This window comes from Peribacillus sp. FSL E2-0159 (assembly GCF_038643155.1).
GTDB lineage: Bacteria > Bacillota > Bacilli > Bacillales > DSM-1321 > Peribacillus > Peribacillus simplex.
The window spans coordinates 4952597-4965839 of the sequence record NZ_CP152053.1; the positions used below are offsets into that span (position 1 = coordinate 4952597).

Genomic DNA, 13243 nt, shown 5'->3' on the forward strand with positions numbered 1-13243 from the left:
TATTTACCTTAAAAAAAGTTCATTATAAAATGGACTTTGTAAAATGTAAGGATAACACGATAATGAGAGGAATAAATATGAAGAACATAACAATCGTTGGAACAGGTCATGTAGGACTAGTTACTGGCGTGACTTTAGCAGAAATAGGTCATCAAGTTGTGTGTTATGATATTAATGAAAATGATATTGCACTATTGAAAGCTGGGATATCTCCCTTTTATGAGCCAGAGTTAGCGGATTTATTGAAAAAAAATCTTAATAAAGGTCAATTGTTTTTTACAGGCGATCCCAAACTAGCATTAGTAGATGCAGAAATTATATATATTGCGGTAGGAACACCTACTGCCGAAAATGGAAGTGTTGATCTTAGCTATATCAAAGAGGCTGCAAAAACCATTGCTGAAAACATCACGAAGCAAGAAGTAATAATAGTAACGAAAAGCACTGTCCCCGTTGGCACAAATAAATTAATCAAACAGTTAATTGTAACGAATTTAACAAATGAAGTTAATATAAATATTGTTTCTAATCCCGAGTTTTTAAGAGAAGGCTCCGCAATCTATGATACTTTTTCAGCAGATCGGATTGTTATAGGGTCCGATTGTGAAAAAGCAGCATCTATCATTGAAGAGATAAATATACCTTTTGGGAAAACTATTTTTATTACGGATCTATTAAGTGCTGAAATGATTAAATATAGCTCAAATGCTTTTTTGGCAACAAAGATCAGTTTCATTAATGAAATTGCAAACCTTTGTGAAAAGGTGGGTGCAAACATAGAAGATGTAGCACATGGAATGGGTCTAGATTTTCGAATAGGAACCCAATTCTTAAAAGCAGGAATCGGATTCGGGGGCTCTTGCTTCCCTAAAGACACTCGTGGTCTAATTCAACAAGCTAGTGAAGCTGGGCAATCGCTTGAAATTCTGGAAGCAGTAATAAAGGTAAATAAACAACAAAAGTATGTGTTAATAAATAAAGCAAAGCAACGTTTTGGTAACTTAAAAGACAAAAAGATTGCTATATTAGGATTGGCATTTAAACCGAATACAAACGACGTACGTGAATCAATTGCCATTGATATAGTTTCAGAGCTAACTATGCAGGGAGCATTGGTAACGGCTTATGATCCATTAGCACTTGAAGAAGCGAAGCAAATTTTGGGCGAAAACATTCATTACGCTTTATCCATAGAGGAAGCTATAACAAATACAGACATGGTTTTTATAGCTACTGATTGGGAGGAACTCAAAGACTTTCCCCTAGAAAAATATGAAATGCTAATGAAACACCCAATTATTTTCGATGGAAGAAATAGTTATTCCTTAGAAATGGTGTCGGAATATAATATTGAATATTACTCAATAGGCAGACCTTTTCATAATAAAAATAATTCTTATAGCCTGAATTAGTCTAAAAAAAGAACTAAGCCAAAGAAGTGATAATTAAATTTTAAAAGCACCTGCTTCATTGGCAGATGCTTTTTTATTCTAAAATCCGTAAAAAAGCCTTCTAATTCAATTCTTGTAAAATAATGAAGAAACATATTTGAACTTTCATCATAAAACGTCTGCTCTGCTAATTGCATACTTCACTAGAGCTTTCTCTCTACCTGGTTCTTTATCATCAAAGGCATTAACATCTACCAACCCACTTTTAATTTAGTTTTTTATTTTTGGAGCAAGGTTTCTTCTGTTTTATTCCATCTCACATAGTTAGGTTTCTTTACTTTGAAGAAATCTTCAATTCTAAAATATCGATCTAAACTTAAAATCAATGCATCTTTCCTAAAGAATAACAATCCGAACGCAGAAGTATAAAGAGTTAAGCTAAGCAAATTCATATTACCGGAAAGGATGAAATTAATTTGCATAAATAAGCAGATAAAAATAGCAGGTAATGTCATAAAGCCAACTATTAAGCATATGCCCATAATTATTTGGGTAATGGGTATTGTGTAATTTAAAAACGGCACATGATTTAAAGCTAACCCATCAATAAAGTTCTTATAAAATTCGGGTACATTTGGCTTATCCAATGATTTTGTCAAATATTCAGTAAGGAACACTGTGGGTTGTTCGTACCATGATACTTCACCTGTTTTACCTGTAATTTTGGTTAATCCCGCTAAAAACCACCCTACTCCAAATAATACTCTCATGAGTACTACTAGAGATTTAAATATCATATTATCGATTGATTTTTTCATATCGTCACCTCTTAATAAATTAACTTTTTTGTGTCAACTTTGAATCAAATTTATAAATAAAATCTCCATTAATAATTGGACAATTCTTTAGATTCTTCATACTTGAATTTCCATTTGAATGTCATAGGTTCATAGAAACCTTTAACATCTTCAATGTGACGAGCTAAATCAGGTGCGCTGATCTCATAAGTCAATTCATAATTTCCTGATTTCGGAATATAAACATTTGAAGCATAATGCGGATCGCCTGCCACCATTTGATATAGTTGTCCTTCTTCTATCACTTTATTTGTATCTAGATGATGTATTTTATACTTAATTGATAGATATGGAATCCATTCACCTTTATGGAATCCAAAAGTATTATCCCCCGTTGCATGAATGTCTGCTTCTAAATGAATGTTACCTTCTTTTCCTCCATGTTCAACCGGTGCCACTTCAACTGAATGAGGCATATAAACTGCATTAATCTCCATTCCGTTTTTAGTTACCTGACCAATTGTTACATCTTCTCCAGCTTCTTCATGTTGTTCATGTTTTTCCTGTTTTACATTTTCTTCCTTTTGTTCAGAAGCCTTATCTTTTTGATTGGTACAAGCAACAGATAAGGCAAGAATTACGATTGATACCAAAATTAATAATAAGTTTCTCATAAGCTATACCTCCATATATGATCTAAAGTGTGTAAAAAATGATGTCATTCTTAACAGTTTAATTCTTTCAATTATTTTATTTTTTTCAACATGCTTTTATTTTTCTATCTATAGGTGTAATCATTCTAACTCTTCCTGTTACATCATTAATTCCTTCATAGGATAGAATGGTAAAATAATAATGATAATCATTATCAACAACTTGGTCGATGTTCGTATGCTACAAAAAAAAAATTAAAAATACTTTAAAACAAAATTAAAAAAATTTAATTTTTTCGCCGATGTTCCAAAATGCCTCCCTTATGATTCGTTTATTCCTTCATTTAATCTATGTTTTAAATTTTCTTGTTCTAGTCAAATGATCATAAAGATAGTTATCATCATATTATTTAGTTTTATAGAGGGCTAGTATGCCAAGACTAGGTTATTAATTATTCTATTAAAAGATAATTAATCAGTTTTTGTAATAAATTCGACAGAGAAATAGCAATGGTACCAGAGTATGTTTTCTTATTAGCTTTTAAATGGAAATTTTTGTTCGATTGACCAGGTCAGAGTGTTAATCTAAGATATTGTTATAATAATTTGATAATGATTATCATTATCTAATTGAAGTGAGTGAATTTGTTGGGGGAAATGGGATGCGGTTATTATTGGTGGAAGATGAAACAAAAGTAGCGCGCTTTATATCGCAAGGGCTAAAAGAATACCATTATGTTGTAGATGTGGCGAGTGATGGTGAAATGGCTTCTGAGCTGGCTTATGAAGAAGATTATGATCTTATTATTGTTGACCTTATGATTCCAAAAAAAAATGGAATGCGGTTAATTAAGGAACTAAGGTTGAATGGAAGAAATGTTCCTATTCTTATTCTCAGTGCCAAAGATTCAGTAGTAGATAAAGTAGAGGGACTTGATTTCGGGGCGGATGATTATATGACAAAGCCTTTTGCTTTTACGGAGTTATTAGCACGTATACGGAGTCTGTTAAGACGAAATCAAGAGAAGTCATCACCTCTTTTACAAGTCGCTGATTTGACGTTGAATCCTTCTACGAGAGAAGTGATTCGAGATGGACTCCATATATTCCTTTCCAATAAGGAATATGCAATTTTGGAATTTTTGATGAGAAATGCAGGTAAGACTTTATCTCGAACCTTGATTTTAGAGCGTGTGTGGTTGGATGCTTATAATATAGGAACAAACGTGGTTGATGTTTATATTAATCACCTAAGGAATAAAGTCGACAAAAATTTTGATGTCAAACTCATCCAAACGATTTATAGTGTAGGTTATATGATCAAAGGAGAAAAATAAACCATCATGAACTTTTTTAAAAGTATCGGATGGAGAATTACGATTTGGCATTCAATTATGTTTATGTTCATTTTATTCCTATTTAGCGCATTCTTATATATTACATTTACTGATATGTTAACCGAAAAAGTTGATTCGATGCTGGCCAGAGAGCTCAGTTTAATTACATATTGTTTGGGGAAAAAAGATACGTTTTCTGAAATCGAACAGCACATTAACAGATCGCCAAGTTTTGAGCTGGTTAACGAAGAAGAAATATATTGGCAAATTGAAAACAAACAAGGACAAATCATCGCGGGATCTCATAACTTGCATGGCAAACGAATCAAGCGTTCAGATGTGTTGGAGAAGAAGGATGAGAATGTCTTGATCTGGAATACAGAGTTGAATGGTACACCTCTTCGCGCCATGTCAGCACCAATGAGTTCTAAGGGAATATTAAACTTTCAAATTACAGTTGCAACATACAGCAGAATATTAGAATTATCAATTTTGAATTTAAAAAGCATTCTTTTATTTTTTATTTTCGGGTTTGTGGGGATCTCACTGGTCATGGGACGGCTGATATCGAAAAAAACGTTACATCCGATTCATCAAATAATCAATACTACCAATCAAATTACCGCATCAAATTTACATGAACGGTTGCCTATTGAAGGGCCAGAAGATGAATTGCAGAGTTTATCTAAAACTGTTAATCATATGATTAACAGATTAGAAACCTCTTTCACTCAAATCCAGCAGTTTACTTCCGATGTTTCTCATGAACTTCGTACTTCCTTAACGATTATGCGAGGGGAATTAGATGTTGCTTTAATTAGAAATAGATCGGAAGAGGAATATAAACGTATCCTACATACTGTTTTGGAAGAAATCATCTATTTATCTGATATGGTAGAAAAATTCTTATATTTATCAAGAAATACCTCCAATTCAAATCAGATTGAGCAAAAAACAGTCGACGGAATGTTGTTGTTCCAATATGTAAGGAATCATTTATTATCTTTGATTATGAAAAAACAGATTGAAATGCATATTCAAATACCTGATCCATTCATTTTATACGGGGATGAAGATCTCTTGCGAAGATTATTTATTAACTTGATAGAAAATGCGCTTAAGTATACCCCAGAAGGTGGTAAGGTAGAAATCAAAGCGTGCAGTAAAGAAAAATTCATTTATATTGAAGTGCATGATCATGGGATCGGGATTCCAGATGAACACTTGCCTTTTATTTTTCAGCGATTTTATCGTGTGGACGATTCCCGATCAAGAAGTCAAGGAGGAACAGGTTTAGGATTGTCTTTATGTAAATGGATTGTAGAAGCTCACAAAGGGACGATTGAGGTTTTTAGCAAGCCTGATGAAGGAACAAGAGTGATTGTAAAATTGCACGCTAGTTAATGGTAGACAGACGACTCCCACTATCCAAGATTGTCTTCCAATTTCGAAACAAGTGTTCCAGGCTTGTATTTTGCGGGACCTATTTCTTCTTACAGGGGTCCCAGTAGTTTTTCACTGAAAACATCCGTTCGATGAACAATGTAAAAAAGCTTACTCAAAGAGTAAGCTTAACCTCTATAAACACTATCACATGTTCCAGGTTTTGGTTCATAAAAACAATGGTCTTTAAATTGACCAGTATGAGGTTGATCATACCATGTTGGAGGGCATGGAGCATATGGATTAAAATACCAAAGAGCATATCTAGCCGGATGCTGTCTCCAGTGCTTCAAATTCTGTTCTGCTAATCTTCTTTCAATACCTCTCGCTCTTTGATAAAATACATTCCCTTTTTGAACAGCTTCAAAAGAATAATTTCCTCCTTGTACTTGATAAATGACTTGTGGAATTGTTCTTAAACCTTTAAAGTCTAAACAATTAGCTACAAGACGATTCACAATTACATTTCCAACATATAACATTCCTTGTTTTCCTTCACCTTCGGCTTCTGCTCTCATCATCCTTGCCATTAAGTCAACGTCTGAACTTGTGTATTTTGCTCTTGTCATTTTTCCACCCCAAAAATATTGTATGAAAAATAGCCTACAGTCATGTCATTATTTATGTAATTTAAATGCTTAGTTATAATAACTTACAGCTTTTAAGTAAAATGAAAACTATTGCATTCTTTTTTCCCTTTATTCAACTAACCTGCCCGTTAGTGCCATAAGAAAAGGAGCTGCTGATCAGCTCCTGATAATGAAGTAAAGCACCCGTTAGTTCATTAAAGGCTGTCGAGGGTTTCTCAACAGCCTTAGCCAATCACTGTATTAATGATCGGCTTTTTTCTTACCAAAATCTCCAAATAACCAAATTAAAAGTGAAAGAAATGCTACGAAATAGAATGCGTATGCTAAATTCCCTAACCAATTTATCGTTTGTCCCCTGAAGTATTGCAGACCAGAGCTTGCAAGATATTTAAGTATGATACCCACTATACAAATAATGAAGAATCTTTTCTTTGTTATTGCCATAAATTCAAACCACTCCTATTCTTTGGCAGGCAATCCAACTAACCTGCCCCGTTAGTTCAACAAGAGCAATGAACAAAAAAAGAACCCCTTTGCAATAAAGAAGTCCTTATTCATTCAATTTCAGTTGCAAATTGAAACAATTCCGTGTGATCTGCCATGTCTTGCATCGCTTTTTCTCTTTGTTTTTTGGCTGTTTCAATGTCATCTTCAACTAATGTGTCACTTCCAGGTAAAAGAATAACTTCTTCATCTACTGGTACTGGCGCATTTGCTAAATCAGATTGGAAAGAAAAAAGACCAATGAAAGTGACTCCAAATAACATAAGGATTTTCTTAAACTTAATCTACCTCCTTAGGATATGTTTAATTATTCCATTTTCCAGTCTTCTTATGGAGCCAACGCACCCGTTAGTTCAACAAGGTACTTCTATTTTATATTAAAATTTATATCGTCTAATGCCGAACTAGACTGTTCCCTTACAAAACTACTCTCATCTTGAAATCCCTGATTAATTATTAACAAAACCAGTTCTTTGTTTATCTTTTTATATACTTTTGCAATATGTCCTAAACAAAGTATTGCGGTACCACGAATATTAGCATCCTCGTGTTCACTGTACATAACCATAATATCTTGAACAAAATCTGGGTCATCTGAACTTACGGCTAGTTCTAATAAGCCATTTATAACATTTTCTGTATCACCGGAATTTAGTAGTTTAAAAATTTCTTTATTATTTTCTATATTGTTACTATATCTTTCAGACTCATCGTGTAAAATTTCATTTAAAATCTCCTCGTAAGACTTTATTTTGCTCCAAAGTGACATATATTCTAATGAATCTGATTCACACTTGTCTAATTCAACAAACGCACTTATTAAAGTTTTTTTTGTTTCAATTTTTTTATCGGTTTGACTAAGTATATTTATTTTATCTCTATACATAATGAGATGTTTATTAAAATTTCTTCTTGCTTCTGTAAGTGAGTAATCTCCATTTGGACCACCCCAAACTTCATCTGCATATAAATCGTCTTGTCCATCATCTTCCCAATTACAAAGTTCACATATATCATAACCTCCACGCTCGTCTAATGTCGGAAATCCACAGCAAGGACACTTTTCACGTTGCACTAAAATCCCTCCCTCATTTTTCTTATAAATTTCATTAATATCAAAATCTTTCTTTACCGTTTAACATTCTTTCTAAACTAACCTGCCCCTTTAGTTCCATAAGAAACTTCTATGGCGGCGATTCTCGCCGCCACCATCTACTACGAAAATCTAAACTCAAAATAGAGTCTAACCCTTTAACTCCTTGACGATAATGGATGATAACAATACAACCAGGCTGAACCTTTTTTGGTGGATCTTAAGGAAGATACCCTGTATAAGAAACTGGTTGTGACAGTATTGAAGAACCATTTAGTGTACTACAAGTACGTATACAAAAATTTTTGTAACAAATCTCCTGTCATATGTATTGTTAATCTTTTATTGAGGTGATTCTCCTATGGAAGCAATGATTGAACGGTGTGCTGGCCTAGATGTACACCAAGAAACAGTAGTAGCCTGTGTATTATTTGGTCCATTAGATAAAAAGCCAAATACCTCTATTGAAACTTTTTCAACTACAACAACAGGACTCTTGGCTTTAAGTGATTGGTTAACTACCCTTCGGGTATCCGATGTTGTGATGGAAAGTACTGGAGTCTACTGGAAACCAATATGGAATATACTCGAAGATTCTTTTCACCTTGTTCTTGCCAATGCCAGACATGTCAAAAATGTTCCAGGGCGTAAAACTGATGTGAAAGATGCCGAATGGCTTGCCAAGCTTCTAAGATGCGGACTTATTGAAAGCAATTTTGTTCCACCGGAGGATATTCGTGATTTACGAGATCTTACTCGTTATCGAAAAAAATTGATTCATCATCGCACCTCAGAGCAGAATCGCATTCACAAAATTCTTCAAGATGCTAATATCAAGCTAACATCCGTACTATCAGACATTTTTGGTGTATCGGGACGCCGTATCCTTGAAGCGATTCTAAACGGTGAAAAAATAGAGACCGATGGTCTTCGAAAAATGGTGGATTGGCGAACAAAAGCAAGTATTACTGACATTGCCAGTGCAATTAATGGTCGTATTCGCCGTCATCATCGTGATATGTTGCGTTACCATTGGGAGCATATGAGTTATTTAGAAAAAGCCATAGAAGAATTGGAAAAACAAATCGATCAACTCCTGTCCCCCTATCGTAAAGAAGTAGAATTATTGGATGGAATACCTGGTGTGAACAAAGCTGCCGCAGCTACTTTTATTGCAGAGATGGGCGTTGATATGTCCGTATTTAAGTCAGCTAAACACCTTGCCTCTTGGGCTGGTGTGAGTCCCGGAAATTACGAAAGTGCTGGTAAAAAAAAACGAGTAAAACCACACAAGGTAACAAAGCTTTAAAAACGATGGCTGTAGAGTGTGTACTAGCGACATCAAGGCAAAATAATCGAATTGCTTCACATCGAAAAAGGATTACCAAACGGCAGGGAAAAATGAAGGGACGAATCGCTTCTGCTCATTTACTATTAACGATTGCTTACAACATCTTAAAAACAGGGGAACCCTATCAAGAACTAGGCTCAAATTACCTTGAAGAAAAACAAATGAACAAAGAATTAAAAATGATCGAATACCTAAAAAAGAAAGGCTATACAATCGCTCCATCTGAACAACAAACTGCATAACCAGTTAAAATAACGACATAGTACATTTACGTCCTTCAAAAAAATTAGAATATGGTGGGCTTATTTTAGTATGGCCTTTCACGAATATGTTTTCATACAAAAAGGAGCTGCTAATCAGCTCCTGATAATGAAGTAAAGCAACCGTTACTTGAATTAGAAATTTAATTAGCTTTTCTTGGTCCTCTTAAAAAATAAATAACCTAAAACACCTAAAATTAATGCTATACCTCCGAAAACAATAACTTGAAATATAATATCCCCTATAAACATAACCGTTCCTCCTATACTAAAAAACATTTTCCTAAATCTGTATACGAGATTTTCCCTAAAAAGGTTTCAACTGATAGTTTGATTCTAAAAGTCTTATTAAACTATCCTCCCTCAATAAACTAAACACAATCTCACGATTGCTCTAGAATTCTTAGGATTTCATAGTCATATCATTAACCGTTATCTATGTAAGCTCGGCATTACTCCTCAAGGATAGGGATTTATCGAAAAAAGTGTATGCTAAACTAGCCAATTATAGGAAAAAATTGGTTTAATCAATGTTATGATCGCACTTTTGGATATCCACATGTCTCATGGAGGTCAACCCTCCCATGTCTCACAGAGTCGATGCTCCTACATTCCTTCGTTCAACCTTTCCATGAGGTGGATGTCGGTCATGCTGCCCCACAGGATCTAAGTCCTCACGTTAGTTGCTTTGCCGACTAATCCGTGCTTCACTTTTAAATGAGTGTTAATTAAATGACTTGTAACCTTAAAATTCAATAATCTATGCGACTGTTTGATGTGCTACAAATGTTTCCATATGAGGGATATCCTTTAACATCTTATCTTCTTGAAACGTAAATTGTTTTTTACCGATTGAAAACAGAATTCGAATAAGCTTGTTACACAAGGCTATCAGAGATTGCATTTTCTTTAAGGGATTGTGAGAACGTGTTGTGTAATAGATATGAAGGGCTTTAAAAGCCTTGTTCTTTGCCACCAGTATCATGGATGCTCGGAATAAGAGAGCCCTCAATTTCTTTCGGCCCCGTTTGGTAATCTTGGTCTGACCTTTGTGCTTTCCGGATGTGTTCTCTTTTAAACTTAAACCTGCTAATTTTACAATTTGGCGAGGATGTTGATAGTCTCTGAGGTCGCCGACCTCTGCGAAAAAACCTGCTACTGTATCCCGACCAATCCCTGACACCTCTAACATCTGTGTGACACCTGGGATATGGTCTAATAACTGATCTAATTGATGATCTAATTCTTCGAATTTCATTTGAATAAAATCATACTTCTCTAGTAAAGCTCTCAACTCTAATTTCGCCATAGCTGCCCCTTGACGAATACCAATCGAACGATTGGCTGCTTCTTTAAGTGCTCGTATCTTCTTTAAGCCTATACTGCGTTTTACCACTTGTCTTAAGGAAAGTAAGAGCTCTTCATCCGTATACTTTACAAGTTCATGTGGCAAGGCTTCTAGCTTTAGAAAATGAATAGCTGCCTTGCCTTCCCAACTTTTGAACACCGTCAAAAATTCGGGAAAGTAACGATCAAGCCAGTTATGAACTTGTCCCTGAACGACCTGTAAGTCAACGTTGAGAAGATCGCGAAGTTTTTTGGCCACTCTGAGTTCTGCATAAATTCCTTGTGGAATTGTTGGTTCGGCGTATCTTCCGTCTTTGACTAACTGTGCTATGACTTTTGCATCTTTCACGTCATTCTTTGTAGGTGAATTATCGTCTAATTCTTTACTTCGTTTAACATGTAGTGGATTGACAGATACGAACTTAATATTATTCTCTTTCAGGAGATGAGCTAGATTTAACCAGTAGTGACCGGTTGGCTCCATGCCTACAATCACTTGATTTAACTTACACGCTTTAACTAGGTGGTTAATCCAATCTAGAAACGAATGAAATCCTGCTTTCGTATTTTCAAAGAAACACGTTTTACCCAATTCCATTCCTCTATAATCTTGTGCTCTCGCGACATGATTGTGTTTGGCGATGTCTACTCCGACAATTAAGGTTTCAAAAGTAATTTGAGTGATTTTATGATTTTGGTTATAATTCATTTGAGGCCTCCGATAGATGTTTTTGTCCTTTTTAGCTGGCCAGCTCAGGACACATTCATCTTATCAAGAGGTCTTTTATCGTTCAAACCTCATTTTCAGTTATTACAGGAATGCTGCCCCGTTAGTTACATAGGAAAAAGCTGCCCTAAAGACAGCTCCGATATTCAGCCTGTTAGTTCTATAAGAAAAGCGACCTTATTCAAGAATCGCGCTCGATTACTGAAGAACGAATATAAAACCTTGGTACCAAATGGCCTTGTCATTTATTTATGATACGGTTCACCGCACCTATTCAAGCAGTGATTTTTTAAAAACTGTCAGCCTTTTAATTTTACACTTCTACTTTAAATCGACGCTGCTGAGGAAGCAGCTGCTTGATCAGCCTTCACACAATCAATTGCAACAACGAGTGCAATAATAATGGTTTCCATCTCTTCATCTATTATTTGAACCTTGTAGCTATCGCCCCAAGTGAACCACTCCTTGCCCACTTCACCTACGATTTTACCTTGCTGTAAAACTTGAAAATCCATATCCCACCAATTACCATGTACTTCAATGCCTGCCGCATCAATTGTATATCGTGCTTTAAAGAAGGAAAATTCCTTCTTTATTGTTAATACCTCTCGACCATTCACCTCAACCAAAAACTTTGGTAAAAAGCTGAACACCTTTTTCGTAATGAGTGCTACTTCATCTCTTGCTGTATTCATAATGGAGAAAGTCTTTGGAACTTGCATAAAACTTCCCTCCACGTAATATATATCCTTCTCCTGCTGATCCTTTACTGTAAATTTCCCGCTAAGACTGAATACCTTCTGCTTTATATAAAGCTGCCTCATACTTATGCCTCCCAACCTTAAGTCTTTTACATTACTTACGTTTGAAATGGGCATTGGTTCCAATATTATGCATTGAATTCCAAATAATAGCTCCACTCAAAAGCGCCTTCTTTTCGGTTCACCACTATTTATCATTAACTATTTTACCTTTTGTAAAGTCAGCAATTCTTCCTTCGCAATCTGGCCCAATTGTTGAACAACTCCTTATGTACACTTGAACTCCCTCAGTTTAATACGAAACGGACTTATATCCTTTTTTAAACGCATTTTCCGGATATTCTCTTATCTCTATCCAAGCATAGCCTAGTCCTTCTTCGTTATCTTCTAACAAAATGAAAATGAAACTTGCGTTATTAATCAAACTTTTGAATACTTCCTTCACATTCTCATAGTTATATTCCTTAAAGTATTTAGGATATAAATTTGAATGTAAATCGTGTACATATTTATTTAATTTAGCGACCAATTTAAAATTCCTGGTTTGACTAATTTTCATAACCAATCCCTCATCTATCTTTCACAATTTTGAGTAATTGTACCTTTTTATGTAATTTAAGGGAATTTTTTATTATTCTCCTTATTGAACTAATCTTCCCCGTTAGTCGAATGAGAAAAGAGGCTACCTCAGCATCAACGATAGCCCCCTTTACTTTAAGGATCAAATGCTCGGGGTATAACGAGTATTTTTTTGTAAATAATAAGATTGTTAAACAATAAATTGAGGAGGACTTGTATGCAACAGGATCAACAAGCTAAAGAGAATTTGGGTTCTATTATGAAACCAGAATTTTCCGGAACTGATGCACAAAAAGTAAAACAAGAAATTCAAAAAGATGTAAGTGAAGGACAAGGTGCAATGACTTCCCGAGAGGCAGGAGCAATGCGCGATTAATAAACCACTCTGAGTGGTTTTTAATTTTTCTGCT

General features: G+C 34.9%; 15 protein-coding genes. 6 read left to right on the forward strand and 9 right to left on the reverse strand.

Annotated features, from left to right (window positions below):
* Positions 1-77 precede the first annotated feature (77 nt).
* The gene (locus tag NYE63_RS24195) at positions 78-1412 is read left to right on the forward strand and encodes a UDP-glucose/GDP-mannose dehydrogenase family protein (protein ID WP_342603066.1); all 1335 of its coding nucleotides are present in this window, start codon (positions 78-80) and stop codon (positions 1410-1412) included.
* Positions 1413-1669: 257 nt separating this feature from the next.
* Here NYE63_RS24195 and NYE63_RS24200 read toward each other — a convergent pair whose 3' ends face one another.
* Both NYE63_RS24200 and NYE63_RS24205 read right to left on the reverse strand, forming a co-directional pair.
* Entirely contained in the window at positions 1670-2209 is a 540-nt protein-coding gene (locus tag NYE63_RS24200) for a DoxX family protein (protein WP_342603067.1), read from the reverse strand.
* Positions 2210-2277: 68 nt separating this feature from the next.
* Positions 2278-2862 carry an iron transporter gene (locus tag NYE63_RS24205; RefSeq protein WP_342603068.1) on the reverse strand — a complete coding sequence of 195 codons (585 nt, stop codon included), beginning with the start codon at positions 2860-2862 and terminating at the stop codon, positions 2278-2280.
* A gap of 641 nt (positions 2863-3503) precedes the next feature.
* Here NYE63_RS24205 and NYE63_RS24210 point away from each other — a divergent pair.
* Together NYE63_RS24210 and NYE63_RS24215 are read left to right on the forward strand one after the other, a co-directional pair.
* Positions 3504-4178 carry a response regulator transcription factor gene (locus tag NYE63_RS24210; protein WP_342603069.1) on the forward strand — a complete coding sequence of 225 codons (675 nt, stop codon included), beginning with the start codon at positions 3504-3506 and terminating at the stop codon, positions 4176-4178.
* Between the two features lie 6 nt (positions 4179-4184).
* Positions 4185-5582 (forward strand): ATP-binding protein, encoded by a 1398-nt coding sequence (locus NYE63_RS24215; RefSeq protein ID WP_342603070.1) that lies wholly within the window; start codon positions 4185-4187, stop codon positions 5580-5582.
* A 167-nt stretch (positions 5583-5749) separates the two neighbouring features.
* On the opposite strand, the gene NYE63_RS24220 is transcribed toward NYE63_RS24215, so the two are convergent.
* The 4 genes from NYE63_RS24220 to NYE63_RS24235 form a co-directional block, all read right to left on the reverse strand.
* A complete protein-coding gene (locus NYE63_RS24220; protein ID WP_034310898.1) occupies positions 5750-6190 on the reverse strand; it encodes a cell wall hydrolase in 441 nt (146 codons plus the stop codon).
* A gap of 261 nt (positions 6191-6451) precedes the next feature.
* The gene (locus NYE63_RS24225; RefSeq protein WP_342603071.1) at positions 6452-6655 is read right to left on the reverse strand and encodes a hypothetical protein; all 204 of its coding nucleotides are present in this window, start codon (positions 6653-6655) and stop codon (positions 6452-6454) included.
* 110 nt (positions 6656-6765) lie between these two features.
* A complete protein-coding gene (locus tag NYE63_RS24230; RefSeq protein WP_342603072.1) occupies positions 6766-6978 on the reverse strand; it encodes a hypothetical protein in 213 nt (70 codons plus the stop codon).
* A gap of 104 nt (positions 6979-7082) precedes the next feature.
* Positions 7083-7790, reverse strand: a complete 708-nt coding sequence (locus NYE63_RS24235) for a CPCC family cysteine-rich protein (protein WP_342603073.1) — start codon at positions 7788-7790, stop codon at positions 7083-7085.
* Positions 7791-8169: 379 nt separating this feature from the next.
* Between NYE63_RS24235 and NYE63_RS24240 the strand changes: the two genes are divergently transcribed.
* Complete coding sequence (locus NYE63_RS24240) at positions 8170-9117, forward strand: IS110 family transposase (RefSeq protein WP_342602057.1); 948 nt, start codon at positions 8170-8172, stop codon at positions 9115-9117.
* Between the two features lie 5 nt (positions 9118-9122).
* Positions 9123-9401 (forward strand): hypothetical protein, encoded by a 279-nt coding sequence (locus NYE63_RS24245; protein ID WP_255264142.1) that lies wholly within the window; start codon positions 9123-9125, stop codon positions 9399-9401.
* A gap of 778 nt (positions 9402-10179) precedes the next feature.
* Here the strand turns inward: NYE63_RS24245 and NYE63_RS24250 are convergent.
* From NYE63_RS24250 to NYE63_RS24260, 3 genes are all read right to left on the reverse strand, one after another.
* Positions 10180-11475, reverse strand: coding sequence for an IS110 family transposase (locus NYE63_RS24250; protein ID WP_342603074.1), 1296 nt, complete (start codon positions 11473-11475; stop codon positions 10180-10182).
* 344 nt (positions 11476-11819) lie between these two features.
* Positions 11820-12317 carry an LURP-one-related family protein gene (locus NYE63_RS24255; protein ID WP_342603075.1) on the reverse strand — a complete coding sequence of 166 codons (498 nt, stop codon included), beginning with the start codon at positions 12315-12317 and terminating at the stop codon, positions 11820-11822.
* Between the two features lie 229 nt (positions 12318-12546).
* Complete coding sequence (locus tag NYE63_RS24260; RefSeq protein ID WP_342603076.1) at positions 12547-12813, reverse strand: hypothetical protein; 267 nt, start codon at positions 12811-12813, stop codon at positions 12547-12549.
* A 237-nt stretch (positions 12814-13050) separates the two neighbouring features.
* Between NYE63_RS24260 and NYE63_RS24265 the strand changes: the two genes are divergently transcribed.
* A complete protein-coding gene (locus NYE63_RS24265) occupies positions 13051-13209 on the forward strand; it encodes a hypothetical protein (protein WP_218349705.1) in 159 nt (52 codons plus the stop codon).
* Positions 13210-13243 lie beyond the last annotated feature (34 nt).

What these genes read in the sequence shown, in the direction of transcription:
- NYE63_RS24195 (WP_342603066.1), top strand. Translation starts at nt 78, where the DNA reads ATGAAGAACATAACAATCGTTGGAACAGGTCATGTAGGACTAGTTACT.
- NYE63_RS24200 (WP_342603067.1), bottom strand. Translation starts at nt 2,209, where the DNA reads ATGAAAAAATCAATCGATAATATGATATTTAAATCTCTAGTAGTACTC.
- NYE63_RS24205 (WP_342603068.1), bottom strand. Translation starts at nt 2,862, where the DNA reads ATGAGAAACTTATTATTAATTTTGGTATCAATCGTAATTCTTGCCTTA.
- NYE63_RS24210 (WP_342603069.1), top strand. Translation starts at nt 3,504, where the DNA reads ATGCGGTTATTATTGGTGGAAGATGAAACAAAAGTAGCGCGCTTTATA.
- NYE63_RS24215 (WP_342603070.1), top strand. Translation starts at nt 4,185, where the DNA reads ATGAACTTTTTTAAAAGTATCGGATGGAGAATTACGATTTGGCATTCA.
- NYE63_RS24220 (WP_034310898.1), bottom strand. Translation starts at nt 6,190, where the DNA reads ATGACAAGAGCAAAATACACAAGTTCAGACGTTGACTTAATGGCAAGG.
- NYE63_RS24225 (WP_342603071.1), bottom strand. Translation starts at nt 6,655, where the DNA reads ATGGCAATAACAAAGAAAAGATTCTTCATTATTTGTATAGTGGGTATC.
- NYE63_RS24230 (WP_342603072.1), bottom strand. Translation starts at nt 6,978, where the DNA reads ATGTTATTTGGAGTCACTTTCATTGGTCTTTTTTCTTTCCAATCTGAT.
- NYE63_RS24240 (WP_342602057.1), top strand. Translation starts at nt 8,170, where the DNA reads ATGGAAGCAATGATTGAACGGTGTGCTGGCCTAGATGTACACCAAGAA.
- NYE63_RS24245 (WP_255264142.1), top strand. Translation starts at nt 9,123, where the DNA reads ATGGCTGTAGAGTGTGTACTAGCGACATCAAGGCAAAATAATCGAATT.
- NYE63_RS24250 (WP_342603074.1), bottom strand. Translation starts at nt 11,475, where the DNA reads ATGAATTATAACCAAAATCATAAAATCACTCAAATTACTTTTGAAACC.
- NYE63_RS24255 (WP_342603075.1), bottom strand. Translation starts at nt 12,317, where the DNA reads ATGAGGCAGCTTTATATAAAGCAGAAGGTATTCAGTCTTAGCGGGAAA.
- NYE63_RS24260 (WP_342603076.1), bottom strand. Translation starts at nt 12,813, where the DNA reads ATGAAAATTAGTCAAACCAGGAATTTTAAATTGGTCGCTAAATTAAAT.
- NYE63_RS24265 (WP_218349705.1), top strand. Translation starts at nt 13,051, where the DNA reads ATGCAACAGGATCAACAAGCTAAAGAGAATTTGGGTTCTATTATGAAA.